The organism is Microbacterium sp. NPDC091662 (genome assembly GCF_044756705.1).
Classification (GTDB): domain Bacteria; phylum Actinomycetota; class Actinomycetes; order Actinomycetales; family Microbacteriaceae; genus Microbacterium.
Genome location: NZ_JBIVTM010000002.1, coordinates 146036 through 166235 on the forward strand (window position 1 = coordinate 146036; position 20200 = coordinate 166235).

21 protein-coding genes are annotated in these 20200 nt (G+C 68.5%); 13 read left to right on the top strand and 8 right to left on the bottom strand.

Annotation, left to right across the window (positions count from 1 at the left end):
- The first annotated feature begins 107 nt into the window (after positions 1-107).
- The 4 genes from fdxA to ACIQLD_RS14085 are packed head-to-tail and all read left to right on the top strand — an operon-like array spanning position 108 to position 2937.
- Positions 108-434 (top strand): ferredoxin, encoded by a 327-nt coding sequence (gene fdxA / locus ACIQLD_RS14070; RefSeq protein ID WP_021199249.1) that lies wholly within the window; start codon positions 108-110, stop codon positions 432-434.
- Positions 431-1789 carry an FAD-dependent oxidoreductase gene (locus ACIQLD_RS14075; RefSeq protein ID WP_402608831.1) on the top strand — a complete coding sequence of 453 codons (1359 nt, stop codon included), beginning with the start codon at positions 431-433 and terminating at the stop codon, positions 1787-1789. Before fdxA ends, ACIQLD_RS14075 begins: the two co-directional genes overlap by 4 nt.
- Positions 1786-2295, top strand: coding sequence for a flavin reductase family protein (locus tag ACIQLD_RS14080; RefSeq protein WP_402608833.1), 510 nt, complete (start codon positions 1786-1788; stop codon positions 2293-2295). Before ACIQLD_RS14075 ends, ACIQLD_RS14080 begins: the two co-directional genes overlap by 4 nt.
- A gap of 12 nt (positions 2296-2307) precedes the next feature.
- Positions 2308-2937, top strand: a complete 630-nt coding sequence (locus tag ACIQLD_RS14085) for a superoxide dismutase (RefSeq protein ID WP_402608834.1) — start codon at positions 2308-2310, stop codon at positions 2935-2937.
- 99 nt (positions 2938-3036) lie between these two features.
- Here ACIQLD_RS14085 and ACIQLD_RS14090 read toward each other — a convergent pair whose 3' ends face one another.
- Both ACIQLD_RS14090 and ACIQLD_RS14095 read right to left on the bottom strand, forming a co-directional pair.
- Positions 3037-4065 carry a LacI family DNA-binding transcriptional regulator gene (locus ACIQLD_RS14090; protein WP_402608836.1) on the bottom strand — a complete coding sequence of 343 codons (1029 nt, stop codon included), beginning with the start codon at positions 4063-4065 and terminating at the stop codon, positions 3037-3039.
- 99 nt (positions 4066-4164) lie between these two features.
- A complete protein-coding gene (locus ACIQLD_RS14095; protein WP_402608838.1) occupies positions 4165-5835 on the bottom strand; it encodes a glycoside hydrolase family 13 protein in 1671 nt (556 codons plus the stop codon).
- A gap of 227 nt (positions 5836-6062) precedes the next feature.
- On the opposite strand from ACIQLD_RS14095, the gene ACIQLD_RS14100 reads away from it, so the two are divergent.
- Positions 6063-6491 carry a DUF1761 domain-containing protein gene (locus ACIQLD_RS14100; RefSeq protein WP_402608840.1) on the top strand — a complete coding sequence of 143 codons (429 nt, stop codon included), beginning with the start codon at positions 6063-6065 and terminating at the stop codon, positions 6489-6491.
- 186 nt (positions 6492-6677) lie between these two features.
- Positions 6678-7943, top strand: a complete 1266-nt coding sequence (locus ACIQLD_RS14105; protein ID WP_402608842.1) for a hypothetical protein — start codon at positions 6678-6680, stop codon at positions 7941-7943.
- Between the two features lie 35 nt (positions 7944-7978).
- Here ACIQLD_RS14105 and purQ read toward each other — a convergent pair whose 3' ends face one another.
- From purQ to ACIQLD_RS14120, 3 genes are all read right to left on the bottom strand, one after another.
- Complete coding sequence (gene purQ, locus ACIQLD_RS14110) at positions 7979-8686, bottom strand: phosphoribosylformylglycinamidine synthase subunit PurQ (protein WP_402608844.1); 708 nt, start codon at positions 8684-8686, stop codon at positions 7979-7981.
- Positions 8683-8931 carry a phosphoribosylformylglycinamidine synthase subunit PurS gene (gene purS / locus ACIQLD_RS14115; protein WP_017204254.1) on the bottom strand — a complete coding sequence of 83 codons (249 nt, stop codon included), beginning with the start codon at positions 8929-8931 and terminating at the stop codon, positions 8683-8685. Before purS ends, purQ begins: the two co-directional genes overlap by 4 nt.
- Before the next feature lie 214 nt (positions 8932-9145).
- The gene (locus ACIQLD_RS14120) at positions 9146-9679 is read right to left on the bottom strand and encodes an adenine phosphoribosyltransferase (protein WP_402608846.1); all 534 of its coding nucleotides are present in this window, start codon (positions 9677-9679) and stop codon (positions 9146-9148) included.
- Positions 9680-9813: 134 nt separating this feature from the next.
- On the opposite strand from ACIQLD_RS14120, the gene ACIQLD_RS14125 reads away from it, so the two are divergent.
- The 6 genes from ACIQLD_RS14125 to ACIQLD_RS14150 all read left to right on the top strand — a co-directional run bounded on the left by ACIQLD_RS14125 (position 9814) and on the right by ACIQLD_RS14150 (position 16304).
- Complete coding sequence (locus tag ACIQLD_RS14125) at positions 9814-11124, top strand: ABC transporter substrate-binding protein (protein ID WP_402608848.1); 1311 nt, start codon at positions 9814-9816, stop codon at positions 11122-11124.
- A 98-nt stretch (positions 11125-11222) separates the two neighbouring features.
- The gene (locus tag ACIQLD_RS14130; protein WP_402608850.1) at positions 11223-12311 is read left to right on the top strand and encodes a carbohydrate ABC transporter permease; all 1089 of its coding nucleotides are present in this window, start codon (positions 11223-11225) and stop codon (positions 12309-12311) included.
- The gene (locus ACIQLD_RS14135) at positions 12308-13198 is read left to right on the top strand and encodes a carbohydrate ABC transporter permease (protein ID WP_402608852.1); all 891 of its coding nucleotides are present in this window, start codon (positions 12308-12310) and stop codon (positions 13196-13198) included. Before ACIQLD_RS14130 ends, ACIQLD_RS14135 begins: the two co-directional genes overlap by 4 nt.
- Positions 13199-13203: 5 nt before the next feature.
- Complete coding sequence (locus ACIQLD_RS14140; protein WP_402608854.1) at positions 13204-14634, top strand: GH1 family beta-glucosidase; 1431 nt, start codon at positions 13204-13206, stop codon at positions 14632-14634.
- A gap of 27 nt (positions 14635-14661) precedes the next feature.
- Positions 14662-15198, top strand: a complete 537-nt coding sequence (locus tag ACIQLD_RS14145; protein WP_402608856.1) for a DUF6578 domain-containing protein — start codon at positions 14662-14664, stop codon at positions 15196-15198.
- Positions 15199-15308: 110 nt separating this feature from the next.
- Complete coding sequence (locus ACIQLD_RS14150) at positions 15309-16304, top strand: LacI family DNA-binding transcriptional regulator (RefSeq protein ID WP_402608858.1); 996 nt, start codon at positions 15309-15311, stop codon at positions 16302-16304.
- 104 nt (positions 16305-16408) lie between these two features.
- Here the strand turns inward: ACIQLD_RS14150 and ACIQLD_RS14155 are convergent, their stop codons facing one another.
- Positions 16409-17446, bottom strand: a complete 1038-nt coding sequence (locus ACIQLD_RS14155) for a hypothetical protein (protein WP_402608860.1) — start codon at positions 17444-17446, stop codon at positions 16409-16411.
- A complete protein-coding gene (locus tag ACIQLD_RS14160) occupies positions 17443-18315 on the bottom strand; it encodes a DUF1266 domain-containing protein (RefSeq protein WP_402608862.1) in 873 nt (290 codons plus the stop codon). Before ACIQLD_RS14160 ends, ACIQLD_RS14155 begins: the two co-directional genes overlap by 4 nt.
- Before the next feature lie 125 nt (positions 18316-18440).
- Between ACIQLD_RS14160 and ACIQLD_RS14165 the strand changes: the two genes are divergently transcribed.
- Complete coding sequence (locus ACIQLD_RS14165; protein WP_402608864.1) at positions 18441-19127, top strand: TetR/AcrR family transcriptional regulator; 687 nt, start codon at positions 18441-18443, stop codon at positions 19125-19127.
- A 75-nt stretch (positions 19128-19202) separates the two neighbouring features.
- Here ACIQLD_RS14165 and ACIQLD_RS14170 read toward each other — a convergent pair whose 3' ends face one another.
- On the bottom strand, positions 19203-20021 hold the full coding sequence (locus tag ACIQLD_RS14170; protein WP_402608866.1) for a matrixin family metalloprotease: 819 nt from the start codon (positions 20019-20021) through the stop codon (positions 19203-19205).
- Positions 20022-20200: the final 179 nt, after the last annotated feature.

Here is a 20200-nt window from a genome sequence, read left to right on the forward strand (position 1 = left end):
CCCTCGATTTGACCTCAAGTGTACTTGAGGTTTTACGGTTGACGAGTGGCCCCGAGCCGGGCCGATCGACCGAACGAGGACAGCGTGACCCGAACGAAGACCCCGCGATGACCTACGTGATCGCTCTGCCGTGCGTCGATGTGAAGGACAAGGCCTGCATCGACGAATGCCCCGTCGACTGCATCTACGAGGGCGAACGCTCGCTCTACATCCACCCGGACGAGTGCGTGGACTGCGGTGCCTGCGAGCCGGTGTGCCCGGTCGAGGCGATCTTCTACGAAGACGACCTTCCCGACGAGTGGCAGGACTATTACAAGGCCAACGTCGAGTTCTTCGACGAGCTCGGGTCTCCCGGAGGCGCCGCGAAGACGGGGATGCTCGCCTTCGACCACCCGATCATCGCCGCGCTCGCACCACAGGGGGAACACGCATGACCATCGCCGAACCGCGCATCGCCATCGTCGGAGCGGGACCGGCCGGCATCTATGCCGCCGACATCCTGCTCGACCGGGTGCCGACCGCCTCGATCGACCTCTTCGAGAAGCTTCCGGCGCCGTACGGTCTCGTCCGCTACGGCGTCGCGCCCGACCACCCTCGCATCCGCAAGATCACCGATGCCCTCCACGAGGTGCTCGTGAACCCGCGCATCCGGCTGCGGTGCAACGTCGAGATCGGCGTCGACATCGGGATCGACGAGCTGCGCGCCGCGTACGACGGTGTGATCGTGGCGACGGGGGCCGACCTCGACGTCGCTCTCGACATCCCCGGGATCGACCTGCCCGGCTCGTTCGGCGCGGCCGACTTCGTGGCCTGGTACGACGGGCACCCCGATGTGCCCCGCACCTGGCCGCTCGCCGCCGAGTCGGTCGCCGTGCTCGGCGCCGGTAACGTGGCGCTCGACGTGACGAGGATCCTCGCCAAACATGCCTCGGCGCTGATCCACACCGACACCCCGGATGCCGTGCTCGACCAGCTCGCGGCCAGCCCGTTGCGTGACGTGCACCTGTTCGCCCGTCGGGGCCCGGCCGACGTGCGCTTCTCGGCCATGGAGCTGCGCGAGCTCGCCGAGCAGGACGATGTCGATGTGATCGTCGACCCGGACGAACTCGCCCTCGACGAGCACGCGGAGCGGATGGTCGCGCAGTTCTCGCAGCGCCGCATCATCGTGCGCACGATGACCGAATGGGCGGCCCGCGACCCCGCGAGCCGCATCGCTTCACGTCGCATCCACCTGCACCTGCGGCAACGTCCGGTGCGCCTGCTCGGCGCGGACGCGGTCACCGGCATCGAGATGGAGCGCACCGCATCCGACGAGCTCGGCCGCATGGTCGGCACGGGAGCACTGCTGCGCTACGACGTCGGAGCCGTCTACCGCGCGGTGGGCTACCGTTCGACACCTGTTCCCGGAGTGCCGTTCGATGCCGCTCTCGGGGTCGTGCCGCACGTCGAAGGCCGCGTCGTCGATGCCGACGGAGCGCCGATCCCGCGACTGTACGCGACCGGCTGGATCAAGCGCGGCCCGGTCGGGCTCATCGGATCGACCAAGTCGGATGCGGCGCAGACGATCGGTCACGTCGTCGACGATCTCGATGCGATGGAGCGCGAGGCGCGGGACGACGATCCGATCGCCCACCTCTCTCATGCGGTCGACCTCGACGGCTGGCTGCGCATCGACGCCGCCGAGCGCGGGGCCGGAGCGGAGCGCGGTCGTGAGCGGACGAAGCTCGTCGAGCGTGATGAGATGCTGACACATGCGAAGCAGGAGCAGATGATGGAGGCAGGTCGATGACCGCGACACCCGTACCCACCCCGATCGGCGAGGGGCTCAAGGCCGCTTTCCGCACCCATCCGGCGGGAGTCGCGATCATCACGGCGAGCACGCCGGAAGGGCCGGTCGGTCTCACCGCGTCGAGCGTCGCCTCGGTGGCGGTCGATCCCGCGGCGATCGTGTTCTCCGTGACCCGAGCCACCGGGTCGGCCGGAGCGATCCTCGGCGCCGACACGTTCGTGGTGCACCTCATCGACGACGAGCACTCCGATCTCGCCCAGAGCTTCGCGGTCAGCGGGTCCGAGCGATTCACGCCCGAACAGGGATGGGCGACACTGCCGACCGGCGAACCGCACCTCCCCGAGGCCAGGGTCGCGTTGCGAAGCCGTCCGATCCAGACCGTGGCCGTCGGTTCGTCGACCGTGGTCATCGCCGAGGTCATCGAGGTGCTGCCGGGACTCCCCGGGCGTCCCCTCGTCTACATCGATCGCCGCTTCCACGCACTTCCGCACGACACTCACCACTGAAAGGAAGACGACATGTCCACTCTCTACACGCTCCCCGAGCTGCCCTACGACTACTCGGCCCTCGAGCCCCACATCTCGGGCAAGATCATGGAACTGCACCACTCCAAGCACCACCAGGCCTACGTCACGGGGGCGAACACCGCACTCGAGCAGCTCGCCACGGCCCGCAGCGCGGGTGACCTCGCGAACGTCAACAAGCTCGAAAAGGACCTCGCGTTCAACCTCGGCGGCCACATCAACCACTCGGTGTTCTGGCAGAACCTCTCGCCCGAGGGCGGCGGAGCACCCGAGGGTGAGCTCGAGGCGGCGCTCGTCGACGCGTTCGGGTCGATCGACGCCTTCCGCGCGCACTTCACGGCGACCGCACTCGGTGTGCAGGGATCGGGCTGGGCCGTGCTCGCCTGGGACAGCGTGGGCGCGCGCCCCGTGATCTTCCAGCTGTTCGACCAGCAGGGCAACGCGCCGCTCGGTGTCACTCCGCTGCTGCAGCTCGACGTCTGGGAGCACGCCTACTACCTCGACTACCTCAACGTGCGGGCCGACTACGTGAAGGCGTTCTGGAACCTCGTGAACTGGCCCGACGTGCAGCGGCGCTTCGAGGCTGCACGCACGGCGACGGCGGGACTCATCGTCGCGAGCTGAGGCGCGCTGCGTTCACAACTCAGGAGGTCTGGTCCCGCGGGCACTCGAAATCGGGCAGCCGCGCATATCTCGGGGCCGTCTTCCTGAGTTGTGAACGCGTCAGCGGGGCGCCCGTTCCGGCTGCAGCAGGCGGGCGGTCGTGCCGCGCACGTTCAGTTCGTACGGCAGCGCCGACGGGATGTGCACGGCATCGGGGGAGGCGAGCTTCGCCAGCACGGCGTCCGCGGCGCGCTCGCCCTGCCCGAGCGGAAACTGATCGACGGTGGTCAGACGGAAGAACTCGCCGAGCTCGTGCCCGTCGATGCCGACGATCGACAGCTCCTCGGGAACGCTGAAGCCGAGGTCGCGGGCCGCGAGCAGTGCGCCGATGGCCATCTCGTCCGAGGCCGCGAACACGGCGGTGGGCCGAGGGCCCGGCCGTCCGAGCAGCTGCTTCGCCGCCCGGTAGCCGCCCTCGACGGTGAAGTCGGCAGGCTCGAGGAAGGCATGGTTGAGGGGGATCCCCGCCTTCGCCAGAGCCTTCTCGAAGCCCAGGCGGCGGTTGGTCGGGATGTGGAAGTCGATGTCGAACTCCGGGTTCGCCCCGATGTGCGCGATGTCGGTGTGGCCGAGACTGATCAGGTGCTCGGTGGCCAACTGCGCGACCGCGACGTCGTCGACCGTGAGGGTGTCGAGCTTCGGGTTCGGGCCGCCGATGGCGATCACCGGAAGCCCGAGATCGAGCAGGTACTGCGTCTCGTCCTCGTCGAGCTCGATCGACACTGCGATCACGGCATCCACACGCTGACGCCGCAGGAACGTGTCGAACACGTGCCGACGCACGTCCTTGTCGGCGGTGATGTTGTAGAGCGTGATGTCGTAGCCCTCGCGCATCAGGGCGGCCGAGACGCCGGAGAGCACCGTGCTGAAGAACCAGCGGTCGAGGAAAGGGACGACGACCCCGACGTTGCGAGTGCGTCCCGAGGCGAGACTCGACGCCCGTGAGGAGACGACGTAGCCGAGCGTCTGGGCCGCGGCCTGCACCCTCTCCTTCGCGGATTCGGACACGTGGCCGCGTCCGCTCAGTGCGCGCGAGACGGTCGCGGTGGAGACGCCGGCGAGCCGGGCGACCTCATCGATGCTGGCCATGTGTTCCTCTTCGAAAAGTGTTCCGGTCGCGATTCCCGTCGTGTCCCACGGGGTGGGCGACGGCAATCGCGACCGGAAGGGCCCTGTCAGACCTGGATATCAGGCCTGGGCTGCGGTGGTGTACCAGACGGCGGTGTCGACCGGGATCGACGACCCTTCGAACGGCTGGCTCTGCAGCATCACGAAGGCGTCGGCCGGCAGCTCGATCGGCGCGGTACCGAGGTTCGCGACCACGTGCACGTCTCCGCGGCGGAAGGCCACAGCGTCGGGGCCGGCGTCTTCCCAGACCAGCGAGCCGCTGCCGAAGCCGTGCTCACGACGCGCGGCCAGCAGACGCTTGTACAGCGCGAGCGTCGATGCGGGGTCGACCTCTTCGACGTCGCGGGCGTAGGCCGCCCAGTCGGCCGGCTGCGGCAGCCACGACAGGCCGGTGTCGTTGAAGCCGAAGGCCGGAGCCTCCGCCTCCCACGGCAGCGGCACGCGGCATCCGTCGCGCCCGTAGCGCTCGCCGTTCGTGCGGAACCAGGTCGGGTCCTGACGGTACTCGTCGGGGATCTCCATCGCCTCGGGCAGCCCGAGCTCCTCGCCCTGGTACAGGTACGACGATCCGGGCAGCGCCAGCATCAGCGTGGTCGCGGCGCGGGCGCGGGCCAGACCGATCGCGGTGTCGGGCTTGCTCGGGGTGTTCGGGCCGATGCCCTCGCCCTGCGGGTTGTCCGCCGTCAGCGCGAGGCGCGAGGCGTGGCGCACCACATCGTGGTTCGAGAGCACCCAGGTGCTCGGGGCGCCGACCGCGCCGAAGTCGTCGAGCGACTCGCGGATGACGTCGCCGAGGGCCTTCGCGTCCCACGGCGTCATCAGATACGGGAAGTTGAACGTCTGGTGCATCTCATCCGGACGCACCCAGAGAGCTGTCTGCTTGAGCGTCGGCATCCAGGCCTCGCCGCACAGGGCGCGGTCGCCGTCGTACTCGGCGAGCACCTTGTGCCAGTCGCGGTAGATGTCGTGCACGCCGTCCTGACCCCAGTACGGCACGTTCGACTCGCCGCCGCCCATGGAGTCGGCATCGCTCGGGGGCGTGTAATCGGGAAGGCCGTCGGCCTTGATCATGCCGTGGGCCACGTCGACGCGGAAGCCGTCGACACCGCGGTCGAGCCAGAAGCGCAGGATGGAGCGGAACTCCTCGCGCACCTCTTCGTTGGTCCAGTCGAAGTCGGGCTGAGTGGCGTCGAAGATGTGCAGGTACCACTGGCCCGGGGTGCCGTCGGCTTCGACGACCCGCTCCCACATGCCGCCGCCGAACACGGACTCCCAGTTGTTGGGAGGGAGCTCGCCGTTCTCGCCCTTGCCGTCGCGGAAGATGTAGCGCGCGCGCTCGGGGCTTCCCGGTGCGGCCTTCAGCGCCTGCTGGAACCAGACGTGCTGATCGGACGAGTGGTTCGGGACCAGGTCGACCACCACGCGGATGCTGCGGGCGTGCGCGGCCTCGAGCATGTCGTCGAAGTCGGCCAGCGTGCCGAACAGCGGGTCGACGTCGCGGTAGTCGGCCACGTCGTAGCCGGCGTCGCGCTGCGGACTGGTCATGAACGGACTCAGCCAGATCGCGTCGACGCCGAGCTCCTGAAGCGCGTCGAGCCGGCTGGTGATGCCCGGCAGGTCGCCGATCCCATCACCCGAGGCATCCGCGAAGGAGCGGGGGTAGATCTGGTAGATGACGGCGCTGCGCCACCACTCGGAACCGGGGGCTGCGATCTGCTCAAGCTGTGCCATGGGAACAGGTTAGTGCAAACGCTTACATTCATGCCAGAGCGGGGATCGAATCGGTTCGGTGCCGCGGATTCCGCCGGTGGAGGCCGCGCCACTTGCATGACGGTCGGCCATTCGCATGATCGTCCAGCGTCCGTGGTCATGCATCCGTCGCGGTCTCATGCCGGTGTCGCCGGCGGTGCGATCGCAGGCGGGGAGTAGGGTGAGGCATCCGAGGAGTGGAGGCTGTCATGGTTCCCGAGATCAACTACTGGGCTGTCCTGCTGGCCACCGCGTCGAGCATGCTCGTCGGCTCGGTCTGGTACGCCCCGAAGGTGTTCGGCACGCGCTGGTCGAAGCTCGCGAACGTCGACATGGATCGCCCTGCAGCCACAGCGGCCTGGCCGATCATCACCACGGTCATCGTGAGCTTCATCACCGCCTGGGTGCTCGCCGGCGCCTCGTCGATCGCGTGGCACTTCTACGGCGGATCGTACTTCTGGGGCGCCATCGTCACCGCGGTCACGCTGTGGGCGGGGTTCACGGCGGCCCGCTTCATCACTCACGACGCGTTCGAGGGGCGTTCGACCCGGCTCACCACGCTGAACATCGCACACGAGCTCGTCACGGTCGTCGTCATGGCGATCCTCATCGGCGTCTGGCCGCCGGCGCTCGCCTAGGGCGTCTCGCCGACACTCGGAGATCCGAGGCCGTCGGGAGATGCGCGCGGAGGTCTCGCCGATCGGTGAGGGATCCCTAGACTTTCGCCGCTTCTGCGGGCGGACGCGGGGTGCGAGGCTCGATGGGCGACCTGCCGGTCGCCCGCGTGCTGCCGACCCGCGCGCGGTTCTGACCGAGGGGTCTCGATGTCCGGTTCTTCGCGCCGATCGGCGCCGTGGGCGGTCGCCGCCGCACTCGTCGCCGCGGCCGTTCTGGTGGGTGCGGCTCCTGCCGCGTGGGGTGCCATGCGCTCGTCGGATGACCAGGCGTCCGGGGCGAGTCCCCTGGACCCCTCGCAGTCGGTCGCCTTGGCGTACGAGTTCCTGGATGCGCGCGTCGACCAGTTCTGCGATGGGGCCGGGCACTGTCTGCCGCGCAGCTACGAGGGCGGATTCTTCACCACCCCGAGCTGGGACTTCACTCCCTCGTTCGTCTATGACGATGCGCTCGTGATCATCGCGTACACCGCCCGTGGCCTTCCCGACGACCTCCGTCGTGCGCGGGCGATCGGCGACACGCTCCTGTTCGTGCAGGAGAACGATCCGATCGGCGACGGCCGCACGCGGGCGTCGTATGAGCCGCACGGTATCCGCCAGGGACGGGTGGAGATCACCGGCCCCGGCAGCTTCACCGGGAACCAGGCGTGGGTCGGACTGGCCCTCACTCGTCTCGCGCACGCGACCGGGGACTCCCGGTACCTCGATGGCGCGCTGCGCGTCGGCCGGTGGATCCAGGACAACACGGCCGACATGGTCCGAGCCCCGTACGGGTACACCGGGGGTCAGCTCGAGGACGGCACGTCGCTCACCTGGAAGTCCACCGAGCACAACAGCGACGTGTCGGGGTTCTTCACGCAGCTGGCTCAGCTCACCGGCGACCCGGTGTGGTCCGACAGAGCGGCCGTCGCCGCGGGTTTCGTCGCGACGATGCAGAGCGCCGACGGCCACGTGAACACCGGAACGGGCCTCGACGGTTCGACGGTCAACACTCGCCCCATCCCCCTGGATGCGCAGACGTGGAGTTCACTCGCCACCGGCGACCCGCGCTTTGGCGCCGCGCTGGACTGGACGCTCGCGAACCTGATCGCCACCGACGGTCCGTACACCGGCCCATCGATCAGCGAGGTCGATGTGTCGAAGGCATGGTTCGAGGGCAGCGGGCATCTCGCGCTGGCACTCACGTTGCGCGACGGACCGGGAGACGCCGACCGGGTGGAGACGCTGTTGAGCAGCATCCGGCTGGCGCAGCGCGACGCTCCCAACGGCGACGGCAAGGGCATCGTCGCGACTTCGAACGACGGTCTCGACTCGGGGTTCGGCGACCTCTACTACGCCAGCCTGCACACCGGAGCGACCGCCTGGTACCTGCTCGCGGCAGCGGGCGACAACCCGTTCACCCTGCCTGTCGACTGAAGGCCGGGCCGCGGGCCGGTCGCTTCCGCCGCGGGTTATGCGGCGACGCGGGCGACCGCGGCGATGGCGCTCGTGAAGAAGTCGAGTCCGTCGATGCCGCTGCGCATGGCGACCGAGGTGTCGGGGCCGAAGCCCGCCTCGGTGGCGTGCTCGGGGTGCGGCATCAGGCCGACCACGTTGCCCGCCTCGTTGGTGAGACCGGCGATGTCGCGCAGCGATCCGTTCGGGTTCACTCCGGCGTAGCGGAACGCCACCAGGCCTTCGCCCTCGATGCGGTCGAGGGTCTGCTCGTCGGCGATGTAACCGCCGTCGGCGTTCTTGAGCGGGATCACGATCTCCTGGCCGGTGCGGAACGCATTGGTCCAGGCGGTGTCGGAGTTCTCGACCGTGAGCTTCTGGTCGCGGCGCACGAAGTGCTGGTGGTTGTTGCGGATCAGGCCGCCGGGCAGCAGGTGCGCCTCGACGAGCATCTGGAAGCCGTTGCAGATGCCGAGCACGGGCATGCCCTTGGCGGCGGCATCCTTGACCTCGCTCATGATGGGCGAGAGGGCGGCGATCGCGCCGGCGCGCAGGTAATCGCCGTAGCTGAAGCCGCCGGGGAGCACGAGCGCGTCGACGCCCTCGAGGTCGTGCGAGCCGTGCCACAGGGCGACCGGCTCGGCGCCGGCGATGCGCACCGCGCGCTGCGCGTCGCGGTCGTCGAGTGAACCCGGGAAGGTGATGACGCCGATGCGGACGGTCACTCCGCGACCTCGATGCCGACGACGTCCTCGATCACGGAGTTGGAGAGCACCTCGTCGGCGATGCGCCGGGCCTCGGCGAGAACCTCGTCGGTGACCTCGCCTTCGACGGTGAGCTCGAAGCGCTTGCCGATGCGGACGTCGGTGAAGCCCTCGACGCCGAGGCGGGCGAAGGCGCCGGAGACGGCCTTGCCCTGCGGGTCGAGCAGTTCGGGCTTGGGCATGACGTCGACGACGATGGTGGGCATGACGGCTCCAAGAGTCGCGGGCGGACGGGCGCACCCAGTCTACTGCCCTCGGCCCACCCGCCCTTCATCCCCCCATCCCCTCCGCCCCCTCCGCCCCCCACGCCCCCTCGGTGCCGAGTGCACGACATCTCGCCGAGTGCACGGCCGGTGTGCGGGGGGATGCCGTGCCCTCGCCGAGTACCCGTGCACTCGACGAGCAGTGCGTGGGGGGGGGCTAGGCGGAGTGGAAGACGGTGTGCAGGTCGCCGACCGCCTCGCGGCCGCCGAGGCCGTCGATCTCGAACAGCACCGAGATGCCGATCACATGGCTGCCGAGACGCTCGACGAGCTCGCGACCTGCGGCGAGGGTTCCTCCGGTGGCGAGCACATCGTCGATCAACAGCACGCGGGATCCGGCGGGCAGGTCGTCGTGCATCTCGATCGTCGCGGTGCCGTATTCGAGGGCGTAGTCGACGGATGCTGCCGGGCGCGGCAGCTTGCCTGCCTTGCGGATCGGGATGAGGCCGACGCCCGCGGCGATGGCGGCGGCGCTGGCGAGGATGAAGCCGCGCGCCTCGATGCCCGCGATCACGTCGAACTGACCGGCGAAGGGCTCGATGATCGCCTCAGTCGTCACGCGGAGGGCCTCGGCGTCGGCGAGGAGCGGCGTGATGTCGCGGAAGATGATGCCCGGCTGTGGGTAGTCCGGCACGTTGCGGATCAGGGATTCGGCGCGGACGAGGGCAGGGGAGAGCGTGGCTTCGGGCACTGCCCAAGGGTACCCCGCGGCGGCCGGGTTGACACTGTGGGAGCGCTCCCATAGAGTGATTCCTCAGTTCGTGGGAGCGCTCCCACAACGTCCCGACGCACCAACACCGCACGACCACCACAAAGGAGTGAACCGTGAACACACGTGCCCGCAACCGGATCCTCGTGACTGCCGCCGTGGCATCCGTCTCCGCCCTCGCCCTCGCAGGCTGCTCCGGCAGCACCGGCGACGCCGCGGAAGGAAGCGCCGACGAGGAGGTCACACTGACCGTCACCACGTTCGGCACCTTCGGCTACGAAGATCTCTACAAGGAGTACGAGAAGGCCCACCCGAACGTCAAGATCGAGGCGACCAACATCGACACCGGCGGCAACGCCCGTACCGATGCGTTCACCAAGATCGCCGCCGGCTCCGGCCTCAGCGACATCGTCGCGGTCGAAGAGGGCTGGCTCGGCGCGATCATGGACGTCTCCGACACCTTCGTCGACCTGCGCGACTACGGCATCGAGGACCGCAAGGACGACTGGGTCGACTGGAAGTACGGGCAGGCGACCGACGCCGAAGGCCGCGTCATCGGCTACGGCACCGACATCGGACCGAGCGGCATCTGCTACAACGGCGCCGCGTTCGAGGCGGCCGGGCTCCCGAGCGACCGCGAGTCGGTGGCCGAGCTCCTCAACGGCGACTGGGAGAACTACTTCGCTGTCGGCGCGGACTACACCGCGAAGACCGGCAAGGCCTGGTACGACCACTCCGGCTTCGTCTGGAACGCCATGGTGAACCAGCTCGACGAGGGTTACTACACGATCGACGGCGAACTGAACGTCGAGGACAACGCCGAGCTCAAGGAGCGCTTCGAGTTGCTGGGTGCCGCGACCGAGGGCGGGCAGTCCGCCGCGCAGACGGCGTGGGACTGGAACGGTGGCAAGTCGTTCGTCGACGGCACCTTCGCGACCTTCGTGTGCCCGGGCTGGATGCTCGGCGTCGTGCAGGGCCAGGTCGAGGCCGGCGGCGGCGACGCGTCGACCGGATGGGACTTCGCCGACGTGTTCCCCGGCGGTGCGGCCAACTGGGGTGGCGCGTTCCTGTCTATCCCCGAGACCTCGCAGCACAAGAAGGCGGCCGCCGAGCTGGCCGACTGGCTGACGCAGCCCGAGCAGCAGGTGAAGCAGTCCGCCGCCGCGGGCAACTTCCCCTCGACGATCAAGGCACAGGAGACGCTCGCCGCCGATGCGACGCCGAACGCGTTCTTCAACGACGCGCCGACCGGGGCGATCCTCGCCGAGCGCGCCAAGGGCGTCGTCGCCCAGTTCAAGGGCGCCGATGACTCGGTCATCCAGGAGAACGTCTTCGGCCCGGCCCTCAGCAGCCTCGACCGCCGCGAGACCGACACCCAGGGCGCCTGGGACCAGGCGGTCGGCCTCCTGAACGAGCTCGTCGGCTGACATCCCCCTTCCGGTCGCAGTTGTTGCCGCCTCCTCCCCACGGCCGGCGGCAGGAACTGCGACCGGAACTCCTCGGAACTCCGGGACAAGGACACCCCATGACACTCACCGCCCCACCCGCGGAACAGCAGCGCGCGGCATCCCCGGCGAAGGATTCCCCGCCGAAGCGCTCCTGGCGCCACCGCGTCTCACGGTTCGACCAGAACGCCTCGCCGTACTTCTACATCTCGCCGTTCTTCCTGCTGTTCGGGCTGGTCGGTCTGTTCCCGCTGCTCTACACGGTCTGGGTGGCGGTGCACGAGTGGGACCTGCTCAAGGGCGAAGGCGAGTTCGTCGGGGTCGGCAACTTCGTCGAGATCCTCGGCGACTCGATGTTCTGGAACTCGATCGGCAACACCCTGAGCATCTTCCTGCTCTCGGCGATCCCGCAGCTGGCCGTGGCCCTCGTGATCGCCTACCTCCTCGACCGGGGCCTGCGCGCCCCGACGTTCTGGCGCATGAGCGTGCTGATCCCGTTCGTGGTCACCCCGGTCGCCGTCGCCATCATCTTCTCGAGCATCTTCAACGAGGCCGATGGCCTCGCCAACAACCTGCTCAACCTCATCGGCATCGCGGACCAGGAGTGGAAGCACAACACCGCGCTGTCGCACATCGCGATCGCCGTCATGGTCAACTTCCGCTGGACGGGCTACAACGCCCTCATCCTGCTGGCCGCGATGCAGGCCGTGCCGCGTGACCTCTACGAGTCGGCGGCCCTCGACGGTGCCGGCGCCGCGCGCCGCTTCTTCTCGATCACCATCCCCACGATCCGTCCCACCCTGATCTTCGTCATCATCACCGCGACGATCGGCGGGCTGCAGATCTTCGCCGAGCCGCGCCTGTTCGACGTGTCGACCGCCGGCGGCATCGGCGGCAGCGACCGGCAGTTCCAGACCACCGTGCTGTTCCTCTGGGAGCTGGCCTTCTTCCGCCGCAATCTCGGTGAGGCATCCGCCGTCGCGATCCTGCTGTTCCTGCTGATCGTCGGGATCGGCGTGATCAACTTCCTGATCTCCCGGCGCATCTCGACCGGGGATGCCCCGAAGAATCGCGCGGCCCGTCGCCGCGCACGCACCACCGACGCGGCCGCGACCGCTGCAGCTGCCGGAACGACGATCGCCACCACGACCGAGGAGAACGCGCGATGACCGCCACCCAGGCGCTGAGCGTCCCCGAGAAGATCCCCCGTCGCCGGAGCGCATCGTCGGGCACCGCCGGGATCGGCAGCCGCCCCGGATTCCTCACCTACGGACTCCTGGCCGCGTTCATCATCGGCAGCGTGTACCCGTTGTGGTGGTCGGTCGTGGTCGCGAGCGGCACCAACGCCACCCGCGGTGAGACGCTGCCACTGATCCCCGGCGGCAACTTCTTCACGAATGCGGCCAAGGTCTTCGATGCGATCCCGTTCTGGCTCGCGCTGGGCAACTCGTTCCTGATCTCCGGCATCATCACGCTCTCGGTCGTCACCTTCTCCACGCTCGCGGGCTACGCCTTCGCCAAGCTCCGGTTCAAGGGGCGCGACGGGCTGATGATCTTCGTGATCGCGACCATGGCGATCCCTACGCAGCTGGGCATCATCCCGCTGTTCATGCTGATGCGCGAGCTCGGCTGGACCGGTTCGATCGGTGCGGTGATCGTGCCGACCCTCGTCACGGCCTTCGGCGTCTTCTTCATGCGGCAGTACCTGGTCGATGTGATCCCGGACGAGCTGATCGAGGCCGCGCGCATGGACGGTGCGAACCAGTTCCGCACCTTCCTCACCGTCGGACTCCCCGCGGCCCGGCCGGCGATGGCGATCCTCGGACTCTTCACCTTCATGACGGCGTGGACCGACTACCTGTGGCCGTTGATCGTGCTCTCCCCGCAGAATCCGACCCTGCAGACGGCGCTCAGCCAGCTGCAGTCGGGCTACTACATCGACTACTCGATCGTGCTCGCCGGCGCGGTGCTCGCAACCCTCCCGCTGCTCGTGCTCTTCGTGATCGCCGGGCGCCAGCTGGTCAGTGGCATCATGGCGGGCGCGGTGAAAGGATGACCCCTATGACCCGCTCCTTCCCCGAGAACTTCCTGTTCGGCGCCGCGACCGCCGCGTACCAGATCGAAGGGGCGGCGTTCGAGGACGGGCGCACCGCCTCCATCTGGGATGCCTTCTCGCGGGAACCGGGAGCCGTGATCGGTGCCGAGAACGGCGACGTCGCGTGCGATCACTACCACCGCTACCCGCAGGACGTGGCGCTCATGAAGAACCTGGGGTTGCAGACGTACCGCTTCTCGACCTCGTGGTCGCGGGTGCGCCCTGGCGGCGGAGCGGTGAACGCGGCGGGAGTCGACTTCTACAAGCGCCTGGTCGACGAGCTGCTCGCCGCCGACATCCTGCCCTGGCTGACGCTGTATCACTGGGACATGCCGCAGGCGCTGCAGGAGACCGGGGGCTGGACGAACCGCGACACGGTCGATCGGTTCCTGGAGTACGCGGGCACCATGCACGATGCGCTCGGCGACCGGGTGAACGTATGGACCACGTTGAACGAGCCGTGGTGCTCGTCGTTTCTCTCTTACACGGCCGGCGAGCACGCGCCGGGGCACACCAGCATCGCGGAGGGGCTGCTCGCCTCGCACCACTTGCTGCTCGCGCACGGCAAGACGGTGCAGGAGCTGCGCGGACGTGATGCGTCGCTCAACCTCGGCATCACCCTGAACCACACGGTCGCCGACCCGGCCGACCCGCAGAACCCTGCCGACGTCGACGCCGCCCGGCGCGTGGACGGGCAGTTCAACCGCTGGTTCCTCGACCCGATCTACCGCGGCAGCTACCCTGCCGACATCGTCGAGGACATCCGCGTGGTCGATGCCGGCGCGGTCGCCACGTTCGAGGCGGCTGTGCACGAGGGCGACCTCGAGCTGATCTCGCAGCACATCGACACGCAGGGCGTGAACTACTACCACGGCGACCTGGTCTCCGGCACGGCCCCGGTTGACCAGCCGGTCTCCGCGGAGCCGGAGACCGAGCGCGTGCGGCGCAGCCCGTACCCGTCGAGCGACGGCATCCACGCGGTCGAGCGGGGTCTGCCGCGCACTGCGCAGAACTGGGAGGTGCAGCCCGAGGGTCTCACCCGCGTGCTGCAGCGGATCTGGACCGAATACGCCGAGCCCGCGGGCACCGTGCTCTACATGACCGAGAACGGCGCGGCCTACGACGACGTCGTGGTGGTCGAAGGCGGCGAGACCCGCGTGCATGATGCCGATCGCACCGAGTTCCTGCGCCTGCACCTGGGCGCGGTGCTCGATGCCGCAGAGGCGGGTGTCGACGTGCGCGGCTACTTCTACTGGTCGCTGTTCGACAACTTCGAATGGGCCTGGGGCTACGACAAGCGCTTCGGCATCGTGCGCGTCGACTACGACACCCAGGAGCGCACGCTCAAGGACTCGGGCCGGGAGTACGCCCGGATCATCGGTGCCCGGGAGCTCTGACCCCGGCGTCGGAGATAGTCTGGCGGCATGACGCGTGTGTGGCTCACGCCGTGGGAATGGGCGTGCTGCGGAGACCCGTTCGAGATCGGCGACGAGGTCGACTTCGGCATCCGGTCGCGTGATCCGCAGGCCCTGGTCGACGAGCTGGGGGCGGAGTTGACCGGCACCGTCGATGCGCTGGAGTCGCATCACGAAGAGGACTACGCGGATCGGGTTCGCGGCACAGTCGTCGCGGTGCACGAGGTCAGTCGGGAAGTGGTCGAGCGCAGGTTCGAGCACTTCGTGGACCCGTTCGCCCGGGCCCGGACGTCCGGCAGGCTGCAGCTTCCGGACGGTGTGTCCGCTGGAGCGGGGTTCTCGCGGCAAGGGTCCAGCATCGAACGGGTGCCCGGCACGACTCGACTGTCGTCCGTCGGAGGAATCCCGGTTGCGGCCGTCGAGTATTACGGGCCGTCCGCCCGACACGCTGATGCCGAGGAGTCGCCCGCCGAGGCGCGTCGCCGCCAACGGGTCGGCTGGCTCGTGGACATCGAGGAGGCGCCGCCCGCCCCTCGAATCGCGTGAATGGTCGTATCCGGGGCCGAGATGCGACCATTTGCGCGACTCGGAGCGAGACGGTCGTCGTCGCACCCGCGAACCGGTGAGAATAGGGCGATGGAAGAGTGCGTACGCTGATGTCGCCCCGAGCGACCATCGAAGAGGTGGCATCCGCTGCGGGTGTCTCCCGGTCGACCGTGTCACGGGTCGTGAACGGGTCTACCGCAGTGAGCCCAGAAGCCCTCGCCGCCGTGCGCGCCGCGATCGACGAGCTGAACTACGTGCCCAACCGGGCCGCACGCTCGCTCGCCTCACGCCAGACCCACGCCATCGCGCTGATCGTCCCCGAAGACACCACGCGCTTCTTCGGCGACCCGTTCTTCGCGGCCATCGTCGCGGGCATCACCGGTGCGCTCGGCGGCTCGGACTACCTGCTCAACCTGCTCATCGCGAGCGATGACCCCGGCGACAAGATGACCAGCTTCGTGCGCAACGGCGGAGTCGACGGCGCCCTGATCGTCTCGCATCACACGAGCGACGCCTTCGTCGATCGGATCGCGGATGCCGTACCGGTCGTGTTCGGCGGGCGACCCGTGCGCCGTCACGCCGGGGACTACGTCGTCGACGTCGACAACGTCGCCGGAGCGAAGAACGCCACCCGCCGCCTGATCGACATCGGCCGTACGCGCATCGCCACGATCTCGGGCCCGCTCACGATGGTCGCCTCGGAAGACCGTGTGCAGGGGTTCCGGTCCGCGCTCGCGGATGCCGGGCTCACCCCGTATGCGGAGGAGGAGGGCGACTACAGCGAGGCCAGCGGCGCGGAGGCCGCAAGGCGCCTGCTCGACGGCGGGCGGCCGGACGCGATCTTCGTCGCCAGCGACCTGATGGCCCGAGGCGCGCTGACGGCCCTGCGTTCGGCGGGCGTGCGCGTGCCGGAGGACATCGCCCTGGTCGGCTTCGACGATTCCTCCGTCGCCGTCACGACCGATCCGCAGCTGACCACGATGCGCCAGCCGATGTACGCGCAGGGCGAGGCCATGGCCCGGGTTCTGCTGTCGCGCCTCGCGGGGGAGGACCCGCCGACCACGACGATCCTGCCGACCGAGCTGGTGATCCGCGCCTCGGCCTGACCGGATTCGCACCGGCCTTGGCCGCCCATCGGCGGCGGGGGATGAACACGGCTGTGGCCCTGGCGCCCCCTCCGGGCCAGGCCCACAGCCGTGCGTCTTGAGGCTCAGCCGACGAGCGAGCTGAGGATGTCACCGCCGAACAGCGAGAAGGCGGTGAGACCGGCGGAGAGCAGAAGCACCGCGGCCGTGCCGGCGACAGCGAACACGGAGATCCCGCGACCGCCCAACCGCTGACCGCGCAGGCCGACCGACACGCCCGCTCTGGCGGCCAGGTCTCCGGCGTCGTCATCGCGGTACAGCTCGGTGCGCGCCGCGAAGCGTCGGTGGAACTCCTCGGCCAGGGTGAGCGCCGCCGTCATGGTCTCGGCGCGGTCGAACCGCGTAGCGGACGGCAGGTACACGTAGAGACGGTCGGAGACCAGCTCGATCTCGGCACCGGAGCCGAGGTCCAGCACGCGAGCCATCAGATCCGGCGTGAAGATGTAGAGAGCATCCTGCTGATAGCCCTCCGGCACGATGAGGCGGAACGTCTTCGCGAACTCGCCCTCCAGATCCATGCGCGCGGCACCGCGCCCGAGTCCGAGCGTGGGGACGATGCTGCGCTTCCGGTTGGCGAGCACGATGTGCGGAACCGATGCCGGCAGCGGCAGTTCGATGAAGGAGAACGGCCGCTGGATCGTGGCGCGCTCCTGCCCGTGGGCGACCGAATGATGGGTGCCCAGCTCGAACGGCATCCGCTCGTCATCGCACACGACGACCGCACGTTCGCGTCCGTACGCGACCCGCGCGAATGCGGCTCCGGGACGGCGGGTGCGCTCGAGGGCGTCGGCGTACGACCATCCGTTCGCCCAGGCGAAGGCCGCGATCTTCACCCGACGGCTCACGCCCACGGCCCACCAGATGAAGCCAACGGCGGCGAGCACCGTGTAGCCGATCACGAACACCCCGAGAATCGGGGCGACCGTGAGGATGTCGCTGCGTCCGAGGAACCACAGCCCCGTCAGCATCGCGGCGGCGAACAGCAGCACCACCACCAGGATCACCAGGAACCGCCGATGCGGCGGAATCCCGCAGATGCGTTCGTAGGTGCGGATGTCTCGGAGGCCCGCGCTTCGTCGCAGCGGTTCCAGGTCTACGGTCACAGGCTCCATGGCAGCGTCGCCCACGGGCCGTTGCGCTTCTCGGTCGCAGCGGCCTTGAAATCGGACCAGCCGTCGCCGAACTTCTCGAACGACTTCTCGTCGACGTTGCCGTCCGACCAGTGCATGACACGACCCACGATGTAGCTCAGACCGAAGTCCGCCCACGATTCGAAGGCCGGGCGTCCTTCGACGTTGATGCGGTGGATGATCGCGCGCGCCTCGGGAACATCGCCGTGCCCCAGGGCGACGCCCCAGGTCGTCATCGCCACGGCTTGACCCAGCCCGTAGCCGTCGAGGGTCTTCACGAACAGGCCCGGAGTCACGATGTCCTTGCCCACGCGCTTGCGCACCTCGGATTCGGAATACTCGATCGAGGTGACGAAGGTGCGCGCGTCCCGCTTGTCCCCGCCCTCCTGCACGATGGCGGCGAGCCATTCTTTGGCCTTCGGCGTGCGACCGAGACGCTGGGCCAGTTCGGTGCGCACGGCGAGGTAGAGCATCCATACCTCGCGGCGGCGACGGACGGTGCTCAGGCGCTCGATGTTGGCGAGCCACTCTTCGCGGGTGTGCACGCCCCACTGGTCGACGAGGACCTTCTTCTCGCGGTCGCCGAGGAGTGGGGCGGTCGGATCGTTCCAGTGCCCGGAGGGCAGGTTCACGATCTGCAGGAAGCCGAGCGCGATCTCATCGGCTTCGACCCCGGTGGTGGGGTGGTCCGGCGAGGCCTTGACCTTGGCGGCGGGGAGGATCCAGATCACGAGGAAGAACAGCACGACGACCCCGACGATCGCCCAGGCCCACCACTGGCTCACGAGCCATTCGAAGATCGAGGTGACGCTGTTGAAATCGACGCTCGCGAAAGAGTGCATGGGTGCTCCTGGGAGGGGTGAATCCGTGTCGGCTCATAGATTGAACGAGCATTCAGTGAGTAATCTATACGGCAGGGGGCGATTCGGGAAAGTCAGAACGGCGGGACTCAGGAGGTGGATGCCACGTGGCGCGCTCCGATGAGCAGAACCGGCGGGCCCGAGAACGCGCCAGGGAGAACATCCTGCAGGCGGCGATCGAGACTTTCAGCGAGCGCGGTGTCGCAGGGGCGAGCATCGCCGAGATCACGAAGCGGGCCGGCGTCGCCCAGGGACTCGTGAACTACCACTTCGGTGGCAAGGAGCAGCTCGTCGCCGCCGTGATCGATCGCTGGTTCGAGACGGTGCTCGGCTTCGCCCGCGTCGAAGGCACGCCCGACGAGATGCTCGCCGCGGTGATCGACGGCGCCCTCACCGCCACCGCCTATGCGATACCGCTGCAGCGGGCGGTGCTGGCGATGCAGCAGCAGCCGGCAACCCATCGGCTCTTCGCGGAGTCGGAGGCGCGGCACGAAGCCGGTGCCACCGCAGCCGAGGACGCGGTCCGCGACCTCTTCCGCGCGCGCGGGGCCGAGGATCCGGCGCTCGAGGAGGTCATGCTCCGCAGCACGATCGAGGGCATCTTCGTGAAGTCGGCTGTGTTCGGCGAGACCTATCCGCTCGAGGAGGCCCGACGCTGGATGTTCCGACGGTACGGGCTGCCCGAGCCGATGGCGCCCATCGCGCCCGCCGTTCCGTTGCGTGATGGCGAGCCGCGGCCACGGGCGACGGCAGCCCTGCGTCTGCACGAGCAGCTGCCGGGCGGATCCTCCTGAACGACAGATGAATGCGGGGCCCGGTCGTCCACGACCGGGCCCCGCATTCATCGTGTGGAGATTCGCTGACCGGTGTCAGTTCCCGTAGAGGGAGACGACTCCGGCGGTGTCGACGCTCGTCATCGACAGGTCGTCGGACGATCCGTTGCACTGCGGGTAGTGCATGATCGACGAGGAGTCGTACGGCGTCAGAGGGCGCCAGTTGTTGTCCTCGAAGCAGGTGCCGGCCTCGGGGCGGGTGTGCTCGTGGCGGAAGCCGAGCACGTGGCCGAGCTCATGACCGAGCACGTTCGTCGGGGTCCAGGACGAGCCGGGGGTCCAGATCGAGTCGTCGATGAGGACGTTCTGCAGACGCGGTGCTGTGCTCGGGAAGAAGGCCCGGGCGATGTACTGCGTCGTCTGCACCGGCTCCACCGAGAACAGGACGGCGTTGTTGCGTGTCGTGCAGTTGGCGTCGGCGCTGCTGTCGTAGATGAAGTCGATCTTCGAGGATGCGGCCTCCCAGAGGGCGGCGCCGCTCTCCATCGCGCTCACGACGTCGGCGTGACGCGTACCGAAGGCGGTGCTGACGCAGTAGGTGAGGTTCGCCACCTGTGCGTCGGACCACTTGTCGTCGATGCTGTTCACCGTGTTGACGATGAGGCCGTTGGTCACCGGATCGGCCCCGAGGAGCTGTTCGTAGAACGAACGAAGTTCGCCCTGGTTGGAGATCACTTCGTCTCCGTTGACGACGTAGGCACCGTCGATGTCTCGGTAGGTCGACGCCTCGAACTCCTGGAAGGTAGGGATGTCATCGGCGTCGGGTGCGGAATTCGCGGCAGCGGGGATGACCGTGCCGAGGCAGAGCGCAGCAGCCGCGGTAGCGGCGAACGCCAGTTTTCTCGTGAGTCGCAAAGTAGTAGTCCTTTTCGATCTGAACGATTCCGCGCGCCCCCTCGGCACGCGGCCTCCGGTGGACAAGCGGGCAACTCTGCGCCGCCGATCGTGCCGAAGTGCGCTCACGGTAAGCATGGCTTTCATGCGATGGCAAGGCATCTCCCGGCACGTTCACAGATTTATGCACTCAGGTCAGA